Source organism: Ketogulonicigenium vulgare WSH-001, assembly GCF_000223375.1.
Classification (GTDB): domain Bacteria; phylum Pseudomonadota; class Alphaproteobacteria; order Rhodobacterales; family Rhodobacteraceae; genus Ketogulonicigenium; species Ketogulonicigenium vulgare.
On the sequence record NC_017384.1, the window covers coordinates 1,252,520 to 1,273,253 of the forward strand.

The window sequence follows — 20,734 nt, forward strand, 5'->3', positions numbered from 1 at the left end:
CCTATTGTTGCTGCACGACGACGTTGACGGAAAGACGCTCCTCGGCGGGGCCGTGCCTTGTGCCTGATACAGGGGCAGCCTCGGCGTAGTCCAGCCCCGTTGCAACCCGCACATAGCGCGCATCAGGGCAAATGCTGTTGGCCGCGTCAAATCCCACCCAGCCAAGGTCGGGCAAATAGGCCTCGGCCCAGGCGTGGGCGGCATCCGAATCTCCGTCAGAGGAGAGATACCCCGAGACATAGCGCGCCGGATATCCCATCAGCCGCGCGGCGGAGATAAAGACATGCGCGTGGTCCTGGCACACACCTTGGCCAAGGGTCAGCGCCTCTTCGGCGGTGGTGCCGCTGTCTGTCTCGCCAATTTTATAGCGCACCGCATCACTGACCGCGGCCATCAGCACATGCATCGCCTCGAGCGATGGCAGGCCCTTGCTGATGCTTGCCACCAATGCGCGCACCTTGGCTCCAGATTGGGTGCGCGGCGTCGGGCGCTCAAATAACCACAACGGCGCATAGCCCTGATGCAGACCGGTGACCCCAGCCGCATCACGCACCTCGACCACGCCTTCGCTGATGATCTGCAACGCGGTCGTGCCCGGGTCAAAGGCCAAAAGCTCGACCCGATTGCTGTGTTGATCGTCAAACGCCAGCTGCATCTTGCCGCCCGCCACAGTGGTTTTCCACGCGATCACGTTTTGCGTCGCGCCGGGGCGCGGTGTCATCCGCAATTGCAATAGCCCGTATGGCACTGGCCCATCGTAATCATAGGAGGTCACATGGCGGATATTGAGGCGCATCATCTCACTCATAAAACCGGTAATCCACTTCGATCTGGGCGCTGATTTCGGCGATGAACCCCATGAAATCCTGCAAGAATTCGTGCAGGCCGAATTCAAAGATCTCATCGACGCCGCGCGACAGATGGGTGACGCTAAGCGCCTCGATCAGCGCGTGGCTGTGCACGCGTTGGTCATAGTCGCGCGCCAGATGCTGCATGTTCGACGCCAGCACCGCACCGCAATAGGCAAGGCTGCGCGGCATCCGGCGGTCGAGGATCAGGAACTGCGCAATCTCGCGCGGACGGGGGTCTTGGCCATAGGTCAGCCGATACCCGCCCTCGCCCGACAGGATGCGCAAAATGCTGTCCCATTGCACATTATCCAGCGTACTGCCCACCGCCGACGCATTGGGCAGCAGGACGAAATATTTCACGTCGATGATCCGCGCCGTGTTGTCAGCGCGTTCAATAAACGTGCCAAGGCGGATAAAGTTGTGGATGTCATTGCGCAGCATCGTGCCCGAGACCGCCCCCCGCACATAGGCGGATTGCTGGCGGATCACCTGCAGAACATACGGCAGATCGCTTTCTTTCACGTGGCTTTTCAGCAGATCACGCAGCAGCATCCAGGTCTGGTTCACCGCCTCCCACACTTCGCGGGTCAGTGCCGTGCGCACAAGGCGGGCGTTGTTGCGCGCGCCCTCGACCACGTTGATGACCGAGGAGGGATTCTCGCGGTCGCGCAGCATCCAGTCGACCGCTGTCGCGCGGGTGATGCTGGTGCCGTATTTCTGCTGATAGCCCCAATCCATCGTGGCAGATTGCAAGATAGACGACCATTCTTCGTCCCCGTCCGGGCTGGTCAGCGCCAGACGCATTCCCGCCGCGATCATCCGCGCGGTATTTTCCGACCGTTCCAGATAGCGGAACATCCAATAAAGGCCACCGGCCGTTTTTCCCAGCATATCAGTCCTCCAGCACCCAAGTGTCCTTGGTGCCCCCACCTTGCGAGGAATTGACCACAAGGCTGCCTTTCTTTAGCGCGACCCGTGTCAGCCCGCCGGGGGTGATTTTGACCCCCTCGGGCGAAACCAGCACATAGGGCCGCAGATCCACATGGCGCGGCGCAAGGCCGGCATTGGTAAAGATCGGCACAGAGGAGAGGGCAAGCGTCGGCTGCGCGATGTAATTGCTGGGCTTTGCCTTTAGCTTGTCGCGGAACGCCGCGATTTCCTTTTTGCTGGCGGTCGGCCCGACCAGCATCCCGTAGCCGCCCGAACCATGCACCTCTTTCACCACCAGATCGGCAAGGTTTTCCAGCACATAGGTCAGCGATTGCGGGTCCGAACAGCGCCAGGTCGGCACATTCTGCAAGATCGGCTTTTCGCCCGTATAGAACTGAACGATATCAGGCATATAGGAATAGATCGCCTTGTCATCCGCGATCCCCGTCCCCGGCGCATTGGCGATGGTGATCCCGCCCGCGCGATAGACATCCATGATCCCCGGCACGCCCAGTGCAGAATCGGGGTTAAAGTTCAGCGGGTCCAGATATTCATCGTCGACACGGCGATAGAGGACATCAATCGCCTTATACCCTTGGGTCGTGCGCATCGCGACACGGCCGTCGATCACGCGCAGGTCATGCCCCTCGACCAGCTCGACCCCCATTTTGTCCGCCAGAAAGCTGTGTTCGTAATAGGCCGAATTAAAAATACCCGGCGTCAGCACAGCGACAACCGGGTTTCCATCACAGGCCGCAGGCGCCGATGCGGCAAGCGAGCGGTGCAGGTTCTTGGGATAGTTCGAAACGGACTGCACGCGGTGTTTGGTGAACAATTCGGGGAACATATGCAGCATCGTCTCGCGGTTCTCCAGCATATAGCTGACCCCCGATGGCGTGCGCGCATTGTCTTCGAGGACGTAAAACTCATCCTCGCCGGTGCGCACAAGGTCGACGCCAACGATATGGGTATAGACGCCGCCTGCCGGTTTCACGCCGATCATCTGCGGCAAGAAGGCGGCGTTTTTCGCGATCATCTCGGCCGGCAGACGGCCAGCGCGGACGATCTCTTGGCGGTGATAGATATCGTGCAAAAACGCATTGATCGCACGCACGCGCTGTTCAATGCCGCGCGACAGACGGGTCCATTCGCGCCCTGAAATAATACGTGGAATAATATCGAACGGGATCAGGCGTTCGGCGGCCTCCTGCTGGCCATAGACGTTGAAGGTAATCCCAGTCAGTCGAAAGACGTCCTCGGCCTCGCGCTGCTTCTTGCGCAGTCGGGCAAGGCTTTCGCCCTCAAACCATTGCTGGAAGGTTGCATAGAGGGTTCGCAGCTCCCGGCTGGTGCCCCACATTTCATCAAAGGTCGGACGCGTGTTCATAGCTTAACCTTAATCCGGCCAATCCATCCCGCAATGGGCAGATGATAGACCATAGCCCTGATCTGATCATATGATTAAAAATCAGGCAAAACCAGCCTTTCACGCGACACTTGCAACCGCACTATGGCTGGGCCTATCTGTCGCCAAAGCTAGTGCAAGGAGAGCAGGCCATGATCGCCGTCAAAGGGTATGAGGGGCACAAGGTTGCCGTTCTGGGTCTGGGGCGTTCAGGCCGCGCGACGGCCAAGGCGCTGCTGGCGGGCGGCGCCGAAGTGATCGTCTGGGACGATGGCGCCCCCGCGCGCGAGGCCGCCGAAGCTGACGGTTTTCTTGTGCAGGATCTGACCCGCGCCGACGCCTGGGATGGCGTGCGGCTGCTGGTCACCTCGCCCGGCATCGCGCATCTTTATCCCAAACCGCATCCGGTGATCGCCGCCGCATGGGCGGCCTTTGTGCCGGTGGATAATGATATCGGGCTGTTCTTTCGGTCCTATGCCGATCGCGAATGGGATGATTTCGACATCCGCCCGCGCGTGGTCACGGTGACCGGATCGAACGGCAAATCCACGACCTCGGCGCTGCTGCACCATATTCTGGAAGAATGCGGCCGCCCGGCGCAGCTTGCCGGGAATATCGGGCGCGGCGTCCTTGATCTGCCGCCCGCCCGCGATGGCGAGGTGGTGGTGCTAGAGCTGTCCTCCTATCAGACCGACCTTGCGCGCGCGCTGACGCCCGATATCGCGGTGCTGACGAATATGTCGCCCGACCATCTGGATCGGCACGCCGGTATGGGCGGCTATTTCGCCGCCAAGCGCCGCCTGTTTGCCGAAGGCGGCCCTGACCGCGCGGTGATTGGCGTCGATGAAAACGAGGGCCGCTACCTTGCGAACCAGTTGATCGAGGGGCCGGGCGATGACCGCGTGATCTTTACATCCTCGGGGCAAAAGCTGGAAAGCGCGGCGTGGTCGGTCTTTGCGCGCAAGGGCTTTCTGACCGAATGGCGCAAGGGGCGGCAGATCGCCTCGATCGACTTGCGACAGGTTGTGGGCCTGCCCGGTGCGCATAACCACCAGAACGCCTGCAACGCCTATGCCGTCGCGCGCAGCCTTGGCCTTGGGCCAAAGGCGATCGAGGCCGCGCTGCATTCCTATCCCGGCCTGCCCCACCGCAGCCAGCGCATCGGCGAAAAAGACGGCGTGATCTTTGTGAACGATTCGAAAGCCACCAATGTCGACAGCGCCGCCAAAGCGCTGCAGGCCTTTCAGAACATCCGCTGGATCTGCGGCGGGTTGGAAAAGGAAGGCGGGCTGGGCGGGCTGTTGCCGCATGTCGGATCGGTGAAAAAGGCCTATGTCATCGGCCGCGACGCGCCGCATTTCGCGCTGCAACTGACCGGGGTCGAGGCCGAGATCTGCACCACCATGGGCCAAGCCGTGGCGCAGGCCTTTGCCGATGCCGAACCCGGCGATATCGTGCTGCTGGCCCCTGCCGCCGCCAGTTTCGACCAATACGACAGCTTCGAGCGGCGCGGCGAAGACTTCATCCGATATGTTCAAAACATCACTTCGTGATCGCGAGACCCTTGCGCGATGACGGGCGCAGGTTTAGCACATCTAGCATGGATACGCTGGACCTGCGTCATACGCCGCTGATCGACCCTTTCGCCAGGCAGATCAGTTATCTGCGCCTGTCGGTAACCGACCGGTGCGATTTCCGCTGCGTTTATTGCATGTCGGAAAACATGACCTTCCTGCCCAAACGCGACCTGCTGTCGCTGGACGAGCTGGACCGTCTGTCCACGGCTTTCATCGATATGGGTATTCGCAAATTGCGGATCACCGGCGGCGAGCCTTTGGTGCGGCGCGATATCATGCAATTCTTCCGCGCCATGTCGCGGCATTTGGACAGCGGCGCGCTGGACGAGATTTGCGTGACGACCAATGGCAGCCAGTTGGAAAAGCACGCAGGCGAACTGGCCGCGACGGGCGTCAAGCGCCTGAACGTCTCGCTCGATACGCTTGATCCACAGAAATTCGCTGAAATCACCCGTTGGGGGCGCCTGGATCAGGTGCTGCGCGGGATTGATGCGGCGCAAAACGCCGGAATGCGCGTCAAGATCAACGCGGTCGCGCTGAAAAGCGGCAATGAGGACGAGCTGCTGTCGCTGGTCGAATGGTGCCACCAGCGCGACCTCGACCTGACCTTTATCGAGGTGATGCCGATGGGTGATATCGGCAACGAGGATCGCCTTGACCAATATTGGCCACTGACCGACCTGAAGGCGCGCCTTGCCCAACATTACACGCTTGAGGACCTGCCCCTGAACACCGGCGGCCCCGCCCGTTACGCGCGCCTGGTCGAGACGGGCCAACGCATCGGGTTCATCCAACCGATGACGCATAACTTTTGCGAAAGCTGCAACCGCGTGCGCATCACCTGCACCGGCACGATCCACACATGTTTGGGTCAAGAAGGCAGTATGGATCTGCGCGACGCCCTGCGCAGCGATGTGCCCATGGCGCTGGAACGCGCCATCCGCACCGCCATCGGGCAAAAGCCCAAAGGGCATGATTTCGACTATGCGCGCGGCGAAGTGGCAGGCAAGATCAGCCGCCACATGAGCCATACCGGCGGCTGATGACTCTGCCGTTGCAGCTTTACCGCTGGCTTGCGCCGCGGCTGATCGCCCGCCGGCTGCCAAAGATCGAGGCCGCCATGGCTGAGGCCGGATTTACGGCGCGCATCCCTGAACGCATGGGTCACGCCTCGCTGACGCGTCCCGCGGGCCGGTTGATCTGGCTGCACGGTGCCTCGGTTGGTGAGGGGCTGACATTGCTCGATCTGGCGGCGGCGCTGCGGGCGGCTGACCCCGCGCTGCAATGCCTGCTGACCACCGGCACCGTCGGCGCGGCCAAGGTCATCCCCCCCGCCTGACCGAGGGCTTGATCCACCAGTTCGCCCCACTCGATACCCCGGATGCCGTCGCGCGTTTCCTGACCCATTGGCGACCGAACCTTGCGATTCTGGCCGAAAGCGAGATTTGGCCCAATACGCTGGCGGCGCTTCGCCGCGCCGATACTCCGAGCGCTCTGGTGAACGCGCGCCTGTCCGGCAGTTCCCTGCGCCTGTGGCAGCGCCTGCCGCGCAGTGCCCGAAAAGTGTTCGGCAGCTTTGGGCTGATCCATAGTCAGGATGATGCCAGCCATGACGTGCTGCTGACCCTGGCGCCCGAGGCCGAAATGCTGCGCGGTGAAAACCTGAAATCCGCCGCCGCGCCGCTGCCGGCCGATGCGACTGCGTTGGCCGCACTGCACGCCGCGATTGGCACACGGCCCGTCTGGTGCGCCGCCTCGACCCATAAGGGCGAGGAGGAATTGATCCTCGCCGCCCACCGCGATTTGCTGGACGATCACCCCGACCTGTTGCTGATCCTGTGTCCACGCCACCCCGACCGCGCGGACGAGATCATGCGTCTGACCGATTTGCACCTGTCGCGGCGCAGCACCGGCGCATTGCCGGATGCGCAGACGCAGGTCTATCTGGCGGATACATTTGGCGAAATGGGGCTATGGTTCCGCTTGGCACGCCTGACGCTGCTGGGCGGATCGCTGGTGGATGGCATCGGCGGCCATAACCCGTGGGAGCCTGCGCGCCTTGGCGCCGCCTTTGTCAGCGGGCCTTTTGTCGTGAATGCCGCGCCCGATTTTGCCGCGCTGACAGCGGCGGGCGCGACGCGTATGGTCGACCCCAATGCGCTGGTCGACGCCATCGCCGACCTGCTTTATGATGACGCCACGCGCGATAGCATGGCGCAGGCGGGTGCGACCCTTGTCCGCCAGCAGGCGGCCTTGCGCGACGCATTGGTGCAAAAACTGATAGCACGAGTAAAATCATGACCCTGCCCGCCGCAAAAGTCGATGTGATCGCGCCCAATCTGAAAAAACGGGTGTCGGGCGTCACATCGACCATTATGCGGCTGGTACCGCTGCAGGCGCGGCAGATCGCGATTGCGGCCACCGGCCCCGCGATCCCGCCGGGCATCCCGCAAATTCCGCTGCGCGATCTGGTCACGATGCCGCGTTCGGGCCCCTCGGGCCGTCGCGTATGGCACGCCCGCCGCAATAACGAGATGCTGGCGGGTCTTGCGCTAAAATACCTGCTGGGCAAGCGTCTGGCGCTGGTGTTCACCTCCGCCTCGCAGCGCGAACATACCGGCTTTACGCGCTGGCTGATCCGGCAGATGGATGAGGTGGTGGCCACCTCGACCCGTTCGGCCAGCTATTTGCAGCGGCCCGCGACGGTGATCTACCACGGCATTGACACCGAAACCTTCGCGCCCCCCACCGATCGCGCCGCCCTGCGCGCGCGCCTTGGGCTGCCCGAGGGGCGCCTGATTGGCTGCTATGGCCGCGTGCGGGCGCAAAAGGGCGTCGATGTCTTTGTCGATGCGATGATCAGCACCCTGCCCGATCACGAGGGCGCACATGGCATCGTCATGGGCGGCATCACCGATCAGCACAAAGATTTTGTTGCGGCGCAAAAGGCCAAGGTCGCGCAAGCGGGCCTGACGGCCCGCATCCATTTCCTGCCCGAGGTCACCCCGCTGGACATGCCGCTGTGGTTCCAAGCGCTGGATCTGTATATCGCGCCGCAACGGTGGGAGGGCTTTGGTCTGACACCGCTGGAATCCATGGCCTGCGGCGTGCCGGTCATTGCCACCCGCGTCGGCGCGTTCGAGGAGTTGATCCTGCCCGATGTCACCGGCCGCCTTGTGACCCCCGGTGATATCGCCGAGATGACGGCTGAGATCGCCGCCGCCCTTGCCGCGCCGGATCGCGTTGCGCATTGGGCCAGCGCCTGCCGCCCGCATGTGCTGGATCATTTCCGGATCGAGGGCGAGGCGGACAAGCTGATCGCCCTCTATCGCCGCCTGCTGGCGCGTTAAAGCCCTGAGTCTAAAGAGCTGAGCCGAAATCGACGCGCGAGCCGTCCGAAAAGCGCGACAGACGGAACCGTGACAGATCGTGACGCGGCGTATTGTTCAGCACCAGATCCGCGGTCACGCGCCCCACACCCGGCCCGATGCCAAAGCCGTGGCCGCACATGCCGGTCGCGATCGTGAGGCCGGGCACTGCCAGCGCGCGGTCGATCACCGGCACCACGTCCGGCATCGTGTCGATCATCCCGGCCCAAGCCTGCGCGATCCGGATCGGTGCAGCCTGCGGGAAAGCGGCATTCAGGGATGCAAGCGCGCGGTTCAGGAAATCCATGTTCGGCGCAGGGTTCAGGACACGCATCCGCTCGAACGGGCTGACCTCGTCTGCGGTCCAGTTGCGCGCCGTGCGCCAGCCGTCGGGATAGCCCTCTGGCCCCCATGGCAGGATACGGGTCGAGCGGAAATCGCGGCGCAGTTGCGGCACATAGGCGGCGAAATTGCGGAAGGCCTGCGGCCCGATGTAAAAATCATGCACATCCGATGGCGCCAGCGTCACACCGCCATCCAATCGACTGCGATAGGCGAATTTGCCGTTCGAGACCTGCGGCAGTGGCGCGTCAAAGGCCGAAGTGCGCGCCACCGATGATCGCACCGCCAGCTGCGGAATATGGACGCCCGCGCGGCGCAGCAGCATGGCGGACCATGCCCCGCCCGCTACGACAACCTCGGGTGCGGCGATGCGGCCTCGCTCGGTTACAACGCCTGCGATGCGCCCGCCTGCGATATCCAGGGCACGCACCGCGCAATTCTCGACGATCTGGACACCCTTTGCTGCCGCCGCGCGCGCCAGCGCGGGCACGGCCAGATGCGGCTCGGCCTTCATATCGCTGGGGGTATAAAGGCCACCGACGCCCGCAGGCGCAGCACCGGGTGTGAGGTCCGAAACCTCGGCGGCGGTCAGGATGCGACTGTCCAATTTCCACGCACGCGCATGGCGCAGCCAATGCTCGTATCGCGCCAAGGCTTGGGTGCCGCGCGCGACATAAAGCGTTCCCTGCTGGCGCAGGCCGATGTCGATATCCAATGTCGGGGCGATCTGCTGCCAGATCTGATGCGATTCGGCCATGATCGGGATCTCGCCCGCGTCGCGGCCCTGATTGCGGATCCAGCCCCAGTTGCGCGAGGATTGCTCGCCCGCAACACGGCCCTTTTCCAGCACAACGACCGAATGCCCCGCCTCGGCGATGAACAATGCCGTCATCAGGCCGATAATGCCACCACCCACCACTGCCACATCGACAGATTGCGGCAGGGCTGCGTCATGCACTACGGGGACGGCTTCGGTCACTGGGAAGGCACGATCGGTCATAACAAGCCTCGGATCATTGATCCGCCTTGCGTAACCCTACACTGCCCTGTTCCACAACAAAAAAGGCGCGGGATTGTCCCCGCGCCCTGATCTTGGCCGATTAGATGGCAACCACATCCAGCGGAGGGAAGCCATTGAAACACACCGACGAATAGGTCGAGGTATAGGCACCCGTGTTGCGGATCAGGACCTTGTCGCCCGATTTCAGCGCCAGCGGCAGGTTCATCGGACGCTTTTCATACAAAACGTCGGCCGAATCGCAGCTGGGGCCTGCCACGATGCAAGGGCCCATCGCCTCGCCATCGTGGGGCGTGACGAATTGATAGCGGATCGCCTCGCCTTCGGTTTCCGCAAGGCCCGAGAAACGGCCGATCGACAGGTAAACCCAGCGGTGCATGTCACGCTCGGACTTGCGGCTGGTCAGGACGACTTCGGCGACGATCATGCCAGCCTCGGCCACCATGCCGCGGCCCGGCTCGGCCATCACACGCTCGACATGACCGAAACGCGCGGTGACCAGTTCCATCACGCTTGCGGCGTAACGGGTCGGGCCTTGGATTTCCTCGCCGTAAAAGGCCGGGAAACCGCCGCCGATGTTCAGCAGCGACAGGTTGTGACCGCGTGCGCGGGCCTCGTCCCAGATGCCAGCAAAAGCATCCAGCGCGGGGATCCAGAAATCCGCACGGCGGGTTTGCGAGCCGACGTGGAACGAGAAGCCCAGCGGCTCGAGGCCCAGCTCGACGGCACGGTCCAGCAGGTTCAGGGCCATCTCGCCATCGCAGCCGAATTTGCGCGACAGCGGCCAATCGGCTTGGCTCGCCTCGACGATCAGGCGCACATAGACCTGCGCGCCCGGCGCGTTTTCAGCGATCTTCACCAGCTCTTCTTCGGCATCGACAGCGAACAGCGTCACACCGACCGAGGCGGCAAACGCGATGTCGCGGGCGCGCTTGATCGTGTTGCCGTAGGAGATCGTCTCGGGACGGGCGCCCAGCGCCAGGCACATTTCAATCTCGCCGCGCGAGGCGCAGTCGAAATGCGAGCCAAGGTGCACCAGACGCTCCAGCACGTCGCGGTGGGGGTTGGCTTTCACAGCATAATGGATGTCGGCATGGCCAAGGCCAGCCTTCAGGGCGCGATACTGCTCTTCCACGCGGTCGATATCGAGGACCAACGTCGGCTTGTCGAAATCCGCTTTAGCGCAGAAATCTTCCAGACGCGAAAGGCCCGAGTGATTGACAGGACGAACAAAGGCCGGCGCAGCGGCGCCAGCGACAAAAGCAGTCATTTGCATCTCCAACAAGACTCTGGCCCGTCAAGAAAGGGCGGACCACCCAGTTTCAAAGGAGACGTTACCGTCGCTGCATAAACACGGTCTGCGTGACTGCTTGCGGCCAGAGGCGCGTGCGTTGGCGTCTTAAACGGGCATTTGGGGCAAAAAGTGATTCATTGCAAGACCTGTTTTTGTAAAAAATTACCCTCGCAAAAAATCGCCGAAAGTCCCGTGTTCCTAGGGGCTTGCACAGCGCTTTGTCGCAGCGGCTTTCGCAATAAAAAACCCCGCGCAAACCGTGGCTTGCGCGGGGTGGGATCAGGTCAGCCTATAGATCAGCTGATTTTGGGCAGCAGCTCGTCCAGCGACTTTTTCGCATCGCCATAGAACATGCGGGTGTTGTCCTTGTAGAACAGCGGGTTTTCGATGCCCGAATAGCCAGTGCCTTGGCCGCGCTTTGACACGAACACCTGCTTGGCCTTCCACACTTCCAGAACCGGCATACCCGCGATGGGGCTGTTCGGATCTTCTTGCGCGGCGGGGTTCACGATGTCGTTCGAGCCGATGACGATCACAACGTCGGTCGAGGGGAAATCGTCGTTGATTTCATCCATTTCCATAACGATGTCATAAGGCACTTTGGCCTCGGCCAGCAGCACGTTCATATGGCCCGGCAGGCGACCCGCAACGGGGTGGATCGCGAAACGCACCTCTTTGCCAGCGGCGCGCAGCTTGCGGGTCAGCTCGGACACCGATTGCTGCGCCTGCGCCACGGCCATGCCGTAACCGGGCACGATGATGACGCTGTCGGCATCGTTCAGCGCGGCAGCAACGCCGTCCGAATCGATGGCGATCTGTTCGCCCGTCACTTCCATCGCGGGACCCTTGGCGCCGCCAAAGCCGCCCAAGATGACCGAGACGAAGGAACGGTTCATCGCCTTACACATGATATAGGACAGGATCGCACCCGACGAGCCAACCAGCGCACCCGTGACGATCAGCAGATCGTTGCCAAGGCTGAAACCGATGGCCGAGGCCGCCCAGCCGGAATAGCTGTTCAGCATCGACACCACGACCGGCATATCCGCGCCGCCAATGCCCATGATCAGGTGGTAACCGATGAACAGCGCCAGCACCGTCATCAGCAGCAGCGCCCAGGCGCCCGCACCGTTCAGATAGGCAATCAGCAAGATCAGCGACAAAGCCGCAGCGCCCGCGTTCAGCCAGTGACCGCCCGGCAGCTTTTCTGCCTTGCCGGTGATTTTGCCCGACAGTTTGCCAAAGGCGATGATCGAGCCGGTAAAGGTGATCGCGCCGATAAAGACACCGATAAAGGTCTCGGCCCGCAGGATCGACAGCTCGACCGGGGTTTTATGGGCGACCAGTGCGGCAAAGCCGGTAAGCGCGCTGTAATCGACGCCAACCACGCCAACCATGACGATATGGGTGTTGATGCCGATGAACACGGCGGCCAGACCCACAAAGCTATGCAGGGCCGCCACCAGTTGCGGCATCGCGGTCATCTCGACCGATTTGGCCAGCCACCAGCCGGTGACACCGCCGACGATGATCGCCAGACCCACCAGCCAATAGAAGCCGACGGAATCGCCCATCAGGGTCGCCAGCACCGCCAGCGCCATGCCCGCGATACCATACCAGACAGCGCGCTTGGCGCTTTCTTGGCCCGACAGGCCGCCGAGGCACAGGATGAATAGCACGGCCGATGCAATATAGGCCGCAGAAACAAGAGCGTAAGACATTTTCCCTGCCCTTCCTTAAGACTTCTGGAACATGGCGAGCATCCGCCGCGTGACAAGGAAACCGCCCACGATATTGATCGAGGCAACGAGGATCGACACGGCCGACAGAATGACGATCAGCCAACCGCCCGACACCTGACCGCCCGCACCGATTTGCAGCAGCGAGCCAAGGATGATGATCCCCGACACCGCATTGGTCACGGCCATCAGCGGCGTGTGCAGGCTGTGGCTGACATTCCAGATCACCTGGAAGCCAACGAAACAGGCCAGAACAAAGACGACGAAATGCGCCATAAAGCTTTCGGGCGCGACCGAACCTACCGCCAGCAGCAGCACGGTGCCGATCACGAGCAGACCGATCTGGTTGCGGGTCGCGGTTTTAAAGGCAGCGGTTTCAGCGGCGCGCTTTTCCTCGGGCGTAAGCTCTTTGGCCTTGGCCGAGGGCTTTGCAGCCGCAATCGCCTGCACCTTCAGGGGCGGCGGCGGGAAGGTGATCGCGCCAGCATGCGTCGCGGTGGACGAGCGGATCACGTCATCTTCCATGTTCTGGACGATCACGCCGTCTTTGCCCGGCGTCAGATCGGCCAGCATGTGACGGATATTGTTCGCATAAAGGCTGGACGCCTGCGATGCCATGCGCGAGGGGAAGTCGGTATAGCCAACGATGGTCACGCCGTTGTCCGTGACGATTTTTTGGTCCGCCACGGTCAGATCGCAGTTACCGCCGCGTTCCGCCGCAAGGTCGACGACGACCGAGCCGGGCTTCATCGCAGCGACCATATCCGCCGTCCACAGTTTGGGCGCGGGGCGGTTCGGGATCAGCGCGGTGGTGATCACGATATCCATATCGGGGGCAAGCGCGCGGAATTTTTCCAGCTGCTTGGCGGCGAATTCGGGGCTGGAGGGTTTGGCATAGCCACCCGTCTCGGCGCCGTCTTGGTTATCCGCGAAATCGAGGAAGACGAACTCTGCACCCATCGACTCGATCTGTTCGGCGACTTCAGGACGCACGTCGAACGCGTAAACGATTGCGCCCAGCGAGGTTGCGGCACCGATGGCGGCGAGACCTGCAACGCCTGCACCGACGACCAGCACTTTGGCGGGCGGCACTTTACCAGCAGCGGTCACCTGTCCGGTGAAAAAGCGCGGGAAGTTATTGGCGGCTTCAATGACGGCGCGATAGCCGGCAAGGTTCGCCATCGACGACAGCGCATCCATCTTTTGCGCGCGCGAGATGCGCGGCACCATTTCCATGGCGATGACGGTCGCGCCCGCGTCCTTGGCCGCTTCCAGCCCTTCGGCATTGCCGGCGGGGTTGAAAAAGCTGATCAGCGTCTGGCCGGGGCGCAGCAGCGCCGTCTCGGTCGCCAGCGGCTGGCGAACTTTGACGACCACATCCGCCTCGGCCCATAGGGCAGCCGCGTCCGCGACAACCGTAACACCCGCAGCAGCGTAAAGCGCATCGCTGAAACCAGCACCAAGGCCAGCACCGCTTTCAACCAGGCAGCTATGGCCCAGTTTCTGTAATTCTTTCGCGGAAGCCGGAGTCAGGGCGACCCGGGCTTCGCCCTCATAGATTTCCTTTGGCGCACCGATTTTCACGGGCCTACTCCCCCTTCATTCCACACGTCGCGCCTGCAACTGCCGCACGTTGGCCACAGCAAATTCCACGAAAGGTCAGCCTTTCGCAAGAAAGTTGCACGACGTGATAGTTTCACCTTCAGGAAAGAATTGATGACCCAAATTGCGGGGGTGCACAATGGCAAGCGCGCAGAAATTTACGCCCTTGCAGCATTGATCGAGATTCGCCGGGTATAGGCGCCTAGTTTCAGGCTGGTATCGCTACCGCCCCCGTGTTTTGCACCCAATCCTTGGTTGCCGCACCAAAGGCCGAAAACAGCGCATGCGAGACCGGGTCCTGCGCGGCGCGCCATTCAGGGTGCCATTGCACAGACATGGTAAATCCGGGCGCGTCAGCGACATAAATTGCCTCGGGCGTGCCATCATCGGCCAGGCCGTCAACACGGACGCGCGGGCCCGGCGTTTTGATCCCCTGTCCATGCAGCGTGTTCGTCATGACCTCTTCGGCCCCGAAAACATCGGCGAACCGTCCGCCTTTGGCCAGCGTCACGCGGTGGCGCAGCGCATAGCGTTCTTCCAACGTGCCTTCGGGGGGCATCCGGTGATTCATCCGCCCCGGCAGATCGCGAATCTCGGGGTAGAGCGAGCCGCCCATTGCCACATTCACCTCTTGAAAACCGCGGCAAATGCCCAAGAACGGCTGCCCACGCTGCACGCAGGCCCGGATCAGCGGCAGCACCACCGCATCGCGGTTGCGATCAAAATCGCCATGCGCATCGGTCGGCTCTTCGCCATATTCCTCGGGGTGCACATTGGGGCGACCGCCGGTCAGGATGAAGCCGTCAAACGTGTCCAGCAGATCCTCGACCGTGATCATCGCAGGGTTCGGCGGCACCAGCAAAGGAATGCCGCCGATAATCTGCGCCACGGCCAAAGCCTCCATCTGCCCGGCCGCCATGACGGGGAAACGCTCGTTCAGCACATGGTTGTTTGCAATAATACCAATAACGGGACGACGCGGCTGGCGTGACATGGGCGAGATTTAACCTTTTGCCTGTGTTTCGCTCAGTGTTACGCAGCCTTTTGTCATCGGCAAGTCACAACTGGGTTTTTCGCTGCAAACGGCGGCGGTGCAGCACGGGTTCGGTATAACCTGCAGGCAGTTCGCGCCCCAAAAAGACCAGATCGCAGGCAGCTTGGAACGCGAGGCCGCCAAAATCAGGCGCCATTGGCACGTAATCCGCATCACCCGCATTCTGGCGATCAACCACAGCGGCCATGCGGCGAAAGGCCTCCATCACCTGATCCTGCGTGAGGACGCCGTGATGCAGCCAATTCGCCAAAGCCTGCGCCGAGATGCGGCAAGTGGCGCGATCCTCCATCAAACCAACATCATGGATATCAGGCACTTTCGAGCAGCCAATCCCCTGATCGATCCAGCGCACCACATAGCCCAGAATGCCCTGCGCGTTATTGTCCAACTCGCGCGCGATATCTGTGGGCGTGAAATTGCGCCCCACGGCGGTCGGGATGGTCAGCAGATCCGTCAGCGTGCCGCGCGGGCCGCCTGCGGCGATTTCCGCCTGACGGGCGGCGACATCGACCAGATGATAATGCAGCGCGTGCAAGACCGCCGCAGTGGGCGACGGCACCCAGGCGCAATTCGCGCCCGCCTGCGGATGGCCGATCTTTTGCGCCAGCATCTCGCCCATGCGATCGGGCATCGCCCACATGCCCTTGCCGATCTGCGCGCGGCCGCGCAGCCCGCAGGCCAGGCCGATATCGACGTTGCGCATCTCATAGGATTGAATCCAGGGCTGCGATTTCATCTCGCCCTTGGGCAGCATCGGGCCCGCCTCCATCGAGGTATGAATCTCGTCGCCGGTGCGATCCAGAAAGCCGGTATTGATGAAGGCAACGCGGCGTTTGGCGGCGCGTATACATTCCTTGAGATTAACCGAGGTGCGACGCTCCTCGTCCATGATCCCCAGTTTCACCGTCTCGCGCGGCAGGGCCAGCATATCCTCGACATAATCAAAGACGCGGGTGGCAAAGGCGACCTCGGCCGGCCCGTGCATTTTCGGCTTCACCACATAGACCGAGCCGGTGACCGAATTTTGCGCAGTGCCGCGGGCCAGATCGTGCTTCGCAATCAACACGGTGACGGCGGCATCGACCAGCCCCTCGAACGCATCGGCGCCATTCTTGTCGCGCACAAACGGGTTCGTCGTCAGATGTCCGACATTGCGCACAAGCATCAGGCTGCGCTGGCGCACCGTCAGGGGCTGACCATCGGGCGCGTTTAAAATGCGATCGGCACTGATGCGACGGGTGATCTTGCGCCCGCCCTTTTCGAAGGTCTCGGACAGATCGCCGCGCATCAGACCCAGCCAGTTGCGATAGGCCAGCACTTTGTCGGCGGCATCGACGGTGGCGACGGAATCCTCGCAGTCCATGATAGCCGTCAGCGCCGCCTCGACCCGCACATCGGCGATGGCAGAGGGGTCATCCATGGCGTTCTGATCTTCAGGGTTTACCTGAATTTCGATGCCAAGGCCGTTGGAATTGAACAAGAAAGTGCCGCCGGAATAGCCAGTGAACTGCGCAGGATCGCGCAGTGGCAGACCGCCCGCGCCAAAGGCGCCATCCGTCACAGCCAAGGCACCCGCCTGATGCCAGCTACCGCCCGCCAGCGGCAGCACCTTATCCAAATGGCTGCGCACCCAACCGATAACCTTGGCCGCGCGCGCCGCATCAACACCGCCTGCGGGCGGCAGATCACCCAAAGCATCGGTGCCGTACAGCGCATCATAAAGCGAGCCCCAGCGCGCATTCACAGCGTTCAGCGCAAAGCGCGCATTGGTGATCGGCACCACCAATTGCGGCCCCGCCAGCGTTGCGAATTCCGGGTCAGTCTGCGGCGTTTCAATGGTGAAATCCGGCCCCTCGGGCACGATATAACCAATCTCGCGCAGGAAATCCTGATAGGCGTCCGCGTCATGCGGCTTGCCACGATAAGCGATGTGCCAATCGTCGATCTGGCTTTGCAGATGCGCCCGCGCCTCCAACAGGGCGGCATTCTCGGCACCATAGTCATTCACCAGCACCGACAGGCCCGCCCAGAACCCCTCGGGCGTCACACCCGTGCCGGGCAGGACATCGTCCTCGATAAACTGCGCCAATTGATCTGCGACCGAGATCTCGGCGCGTGTCACATAGCTTTGCATCATTCCCACTCCCCACGGAAAACGCTGCCAAATTCGCTTTTGCGATAAGGTTTATCTAAGCGGTAAAACAAACCGACTGTTACCGCAATAACGGCTTGTCGGATGGCGGCAACGCGCCTAGTGCTTGCGGCGAAGCTGGCCGCCTTTCGGCCGGACAAGGAGGCATGGATGCAACCGACCCACGCGACAATCCCGCAGCCGCAGAAGATCTATTTGGCCGATTATACGCCGCCCGCCTATCTGGTGCGCCATGTCGAGCTGACCTTCCGCCTCGCCCCCAAAGCGACCCGCGTGATTGCCCGCATTCAGTTTGCGCCGAACCCCGCAGCCCACAGCCGCGACTTTTTCCTGCATGGCGAAAAGCTGAAACTGATCCGCGCCAGCATCGATGGCACGCCCGTGCAGCCCGTGCTGGTCGATGGCGGCCTGACCGCAAGCGTTCCCGACGCGCCGTTCGTCTGGGAATCCGAAGTCGAGATCGCCCCGATCGAAAATACCGCGCTTGACGGTCTTTATATGTCGAACGGCATGTATTGCACCCAGTGCGAGCCCGAGGGCTTTCGCCGCATCACCTATTATCCCGACCGCCCCGATGTGATGGCCCCCTTTGATGTGCGCATCGAGAGCGATCTGCCGATCCTGCTGTCGAACGGCAACCCGGTCGAGCGCGGCGCGGGCTATGCGGTCTGGCATGATCCATGGCCCAAACCCAGCTATCTGTTCGCGCTGGTCGCGGGCGATCTGGTGGCCGAACGCGGTGCCTTTACCACGATGTCGGGCAAGGATGTCTCGCTGGCTGTCTGGACGCGCGCGGCGGATGCCGACAAGGCCAGCTTTGCCCTGGGCGCGCTGCAGCGCTCGATGCTATGGGACGAGCAGGCGTACGGGCGCGAATATGACCTTGATGTGTTCAATATCGTTGCCGTGTCCGACTTTAATTCCGGCGCGATGGAAAACAAAGGTCTGAACATCTTTAACACCGCCGCCGTGCTGGCCAGCCCGGCGACCGCAACCGATATGGATTTCCAGCGGGTCGAGGGCGTGATCGCCCATGAATATTTCCATAACTGGACCGGCAACCGCATCACCTGCCGCGACTGGTTCCAGCTGTCGCTGAAAGAAGGGCTGACCGTGTTCCGCGATCAGCAATTCACCGGCGATCTGCATGGCCACGCGGTCAAGCGCATCCGCGATGTGATCAAGCTGCACACCCGGCAGTTCCGCGAAGATGGCGGCCCCCTCGCCCATAACGTGCGGCCTGAAAGCTTTGTCGAGATCAGCAACTTCTATACCGGCACCATCTATGAAAAGGGTGCCGAGGTCATCCGCATGCTGCATCGGCTGGTTGGCCCCGTCGCTTATGGCGAGGCGCTGGATCTGTATTTTGACCGCCTCGACGGCCAAGCCGCCACGATCGAGGATTGGCTGCAGGTGTTCCAAGACGCCACAGGCCGCGATCTGACGCAGTTCAAACGCTGGTATCAGCAGGCGGGCACGCCGCAGGTCTCGGTCGTCAAGGAATACGCCGATGGTATCTTGAAGCTGACCCTGCGCCAGCACACGCCGCCGACGCCCGGACAGCCGGACAAACTTCCGCTGGTGATCCCGGTTGCGATCGGCCTTTTGGACAGCGAGGGCCGCGAGATTCTGGCAACGCAAGTGCTGGAATTCAATCAGCCCGAGCAGTGTTTCACCTTTAGCGGCTTTGACGATGCCCCCATCGCTTCGCTGCTGCGCGGCTTTTCCGCGCCGGTAATCCTGCGCCAAGAAAACACTTCCGAAGAACTGGCCCTGCTGCTGGCGCATGACACCGACAGTTTCAACCGCTGGGATGCGGGGCAACAGTTGGCGCGGCGCACCTTGGCGGCGATGGTGATTGATAATGCGCCGCCATCAAGCACCTATCTGAACGCGATGCAGGCGATGCTGATGAACGAGGCGCTGTACCCCGCGCTGCGCGCGCTGATCCTGTCGCTGCCGTCCGAGGAGGACACCGCGCAGAACCTTGCACTGGCGGGCCAGATCCCTGACCCCGACGCGATCCATGCTGCGCATGAGGCGCTGAAAAATCATCTGGCCGAGCATCTAGAGGCGGTGCTACCCGGTGTTTACGCCGCAATGCAGGTGGATGCGCCCTATTCGCCCGAAGCGGATCAAGCTGGCAAACGCGCGCTGGCGAATGCGACGCTTGCGCTGATCTCGCGCACCGACCATGGCCAAGCTGCCGAGGCGCAATATGCCAAGGCGGACAATATGACGCTAACCCTTGGTGCGCTGGCCAGCCTGCTGTCGATCGGGCGCGGCAATTCGCAACTGGCAGCGTTCGCCACCCATTGGGCCGATGACAAGTTGGTCATCGACAAATGGTTCGCGCTGCAAGTGACCGAGGCCGCCCCCCGCCGCTTGCTGAACATGCTGAACCGTTTGACCGCGCTCGATACATTCGACTGGCAGAACCCGAACCGCTTCCGTTCGGTTCTGGCGACGATCAGTGCCAATCCGGCGGGCTTCCATCAGGCGGATGGCTCGGTCTATCGCTTTGTCGCGGATTGGCTGATCCGCCTGGATTCGGTGAACCCCTGGACGGCGTCGCGCATCTCAGCCGCTTTTGATGGCTGGCGTCGCTATGACACCGGCCGCCAAGCGCTGATGCGCGCCCAGATCGAACGAATTGCCAAAGCGCCGGGGATCTCGCGCGAGATGTCGGAAATGGTCGGGCGGATGCTGGCCTAAAACAAAAAAGGCCGGGCAAAGCGCCCGGCCTTTTTAACGAATGCTGATGCCTGATAATTAGGCAGGTGCGGCGCAATAGGATTGCGAGGACACCCAACGCGCCATCTGCGCGCGTTTTTCGGAATTCGTGAACGGCCCCCAGTCGGCAGCAAGGCCCCCGCGCCCGGTTGCAACCACGCCATCGCGCATCACAGCGCTGGTGGCGATGCGCACCGCGCATTCCAAATTCGCTGTGCCATCTTGCAGGGCCGAGCCGCTGCTGGCGTCGCAGCCATGGCCGCGCGCGGTTGCAGGCGCGATCTGCACCAGACCGAACCAACGACCGCCGCCACCGACGGCCGCCGGGTTCCACGTGCTTTCGTGACGCGCCAACGCCGAGAAGAGGCCAGCCCAAAAGGCGGCGCGGTCATCCTCGGATGCGGTGGCATAGCCGGGGCACCAAGTCGAGATATCTTGAGGAATTTCAGACAGAAGCGGCGCGCCTTCGTTACGCAGGGCTTCCATGGTCGCCTCGGTCCACTGGGTGGCCTCGGCCCGATGATCCCATTGCATGATCGGCAGCGCGGCCGGCACGGGTTCCGTGGTAGATACACAAGCCGCAAGCGGCAAAATGGCAGTCAAAGCAAGGGCAGATGTCAGCCATTTGCGGATCGGCAGGGTTTTACGCGACAATTGTCAAAGCTCACG

16 protein-coding genes are annotated in these 20,734 nt (G+C 62.1%); 6 read left to right on the forward strand and 10 right to left on the reverse strand.

The genetic code is table 11. From position 1 onward, the window contains the following. Position 1 precedes the first annotated feature (1 nt). Genes KVU_RS06225 through KVU_RS06235 form a run of 3 tightly spaced genes read right to left on the reverse strand, consistent with a single transcriptional unit; the run spans position 2 to position 3,168 of the window. Positions 2 to 808 (reverse strand): transglutaminase family protein, encoded by an 807-nt coding sequence (locus KVU_RS06225; protein WP_014537781.1) that lies wholly within the window; start codon positions 806 to 808, stop codon positions 2 to 4. Next, positions 801 to 1,742, reverse strand: coding sequence for an alpha-E domain-containing protein (locus tag KVU_RS06230; protein ID WP_013384496.1), 942 nt, complete (start codon positions 1,740 to 1,742; stop codon positions 801 to 803). The genes KVU_RS06225 and KVU_RS06230 overlap by 8 nt, the downstream gene beginning before the upstream one ends. Before the next feature lies 1 nt (position 1,743). Further along, positions 1,744 to 3,168, reverse strand: coding sequence for a circularly permuted type 2 ATP-grasp protein (locus tag KVU_RS06235; RefSeq protein WP_013384497.1), 1,425 nt, complete (start codon positions 3,166 to 3,168; stop codon positions 1,744 to 1,746). A gap of 170 nt (positions 3,169 to 3,338) precedes the next feature. On the opposite strand from KVU_RS06235, the gene murD reads away from it, so the two are divergent. Genes murD through KVU_RS06260 form a run of 5 tightly spaced genes read left to right on the forward strand, consistent with a single transcriptional unit; the run spans position 3,339 to position 8,113 of the window. Next, the gene (gene murD / locus KVU_RS06240) at positions 3,339 to 4,739 is read left to right on the forward strand and encodes a UDP-N-acetylmuramoyl-L-alanine--D-glutamate ligase (protein ID WP_013384498.1); all 1,401 of its coding nucleotides are present in this window, start codon (positions 3,339 to 3,341) and stop codon (positions 4,737 to 4,739) included. 47 nt (positions 4,740 to 4,786) lie between these two features. Continuing rightward, positions 4,787 to 5,806 (forward strand): GTP 3',8-cyclase MoaA, encoded by a 1,020-nt coding sequence (moaA, locus tag KVU_RS06245; RefSeq protein ID WP_013384499.1) that lies wholly within the window; start codon positions 4,787 to 4,789, stop codon positions 5,804 to 5,806. Next, complete coding sequence (locus KVU_RS06250) at positions 5,806 to 6,102, forward strand: glycosyltransferase N-terminal domain-containing protein (protein ID WP_014537782.1); 297 nt, start codon at positions 5,806 to 5,808, stop codon at positions 6,100 to 6,102. Before moaA ends, KVU_RS06250 begins: the two co-directional genes overlap by 1 nt. Before the next feature lie 8 nt (positions 6,103 to 6,110). Further along, positions 6,111 to 7,064: a 3-deoxy-D-manno-octulosonic acid transferase gene (locus tag KVU_RS06255; RefSeq protein ID WP_014537783.1), complete on the forward strand. Its 954-nt coding sequence runs from the start codon at positions 6,111 to 6,113 to the stop codon at positions 7,062 to 7,064. Next, positions 7,061 to 8,113, forward strand: a complete 1,053-nt coding sequence (locus KVU_RS06260) for a glycosyltransferase family 4 protein (protein ID WP_013384501.1) — start codon at positions 7,061 to 7,063, stop codon at positions 8,111 to 8,113. The genes KVU_RS06255 and KVU_RS06260 overlap by 4 nt, the downstream gene beginning before the upstream one ends. A 10-nt stretch (positions 8,114 to 8,123) precedes the next feature. Here KVU_RS06260 and KVU_RS06265 read toward each other — a convergent pair whose 3' ends face one another. The 6 genes from KVU_RS06265 to KVU_RS06290 all read right to left on the reverse strand — a co-directional run bounded on the left by KVU_RS06265 (position 8,124) and on the right by KVU_RS06290 (position 17,317). Further along, the gene (locus KVU_RS06265; protein WP_013384502.1) at positions 8,124 to 9,473 is read right to left on the reverse strand and encodes an NAD(P)/FAD-dependent oxidoreductase; all 1,350 of its coding nucleotides are present in this window, start codon (positions 9,471 to 9,473) and stop codon (positions 8,124 to 8,126) included. A 100-nt stretch (positions 9,474 to 9,573) separates the two neighbouring features. After that, positions 9,574 to 10,761 (reverse strand): type III PLP-dependent enzyme, encoded by a 1,188-nt coding sequence (locus KVU_RS06270; protein WP_013384503.1) that lies wholly within the window; start codon positions 10,759 to 10,761, stop codon positions 9,574 to 9,576. Positions 10,762 to 11,081: 320 nt separating this feature from the next. Then, positions 11,082 to 12,506 (reverse strand): NAD(P)(+) transhydrogenase (Re/Si-specific) subunit beta, encoded by a 1,425-nt coding sequence (locus tag KVU_RS06275; RefSeq protein ID WP_013384504.1) that lies wholly within the window; start codon positions 12,504 to 12,506, stop codon positions 11,082 to 11,084. 15 nt (positions 12,507 to 12,521) lie between these two features. Next, a complete protein-coding gene (locus KVU_RS06280; RefSeq protein WP_013384505.1) occupies positions 12,522 to 14,108 on the reverse strand; it encodes a Re/Si-specific NAD(P)(+) transhydrogenase subunit alpha in 1,587 nt (528 codons plus the stop codon). Positions 14,109 to 14,334: 226 nt separating this feature from the next. Then, positions 14,335 to 15,120 (reverse strand): gamma-glutamyl-gamma-aminobutyrate hydrolase family protein, encoded by a 786-nt coding sequence (locus tag KVU_RS06285; protein ID WP_013384506.1) that lies wholly within the window; start codon positions 15,118 to 15,120, stop codon positions 14,335 to 14,337. A 64-nt stretch (positions 15,121 to 15,184) separates the two neighbouring features. After that, complete coding sequence (locus tag KVU_RS06290; RefSeq protein WP_013384507.1) at positions 15,185 to 17,317, reverse strand: malate synthase G; 2,133 nt, start codon at positions 17,315 to 17,317, stop codon at positions 15,185 to 15,187. A gap of 165 nt (positions 17,318 to 17,482) precedes the next feature. Between KVU_RS06290 and pepN the strand changes: the two genes are divergently transcribed. Continuing rightward, positions 17,483 to 20,047 carry an aminopeptidase N gene (pepN, locus tag KVU_RS06295; RefSeq protein WP_013384508.1) on the forward strand — a complete coding sequence of 855 codons (2,565 nt, stop codon included), beginning with the start codon at positions 17,483 to 17,485 and terminating at the stop codon, positions 20,045 to 20,047. A gap of 57 nt (positions 20,048 to 20,104) precedes the next feature. On the opposite strand, the gene KVU_RS06300 is transcribed toward pepN, so the two are convergent. Beyond that, a complete protein-coding gene (locus tag KVU_RS06300) occupies positions 20,105 to 20,719 on the reverse strand; it encodes a lytic transglycosylase domain-containing protein (protein ID WP_013384509.1) in 615 nt (204 codons plus the stop codon). Positions 20,720 to 20,734: the final 15 nt, after the last annotated feature.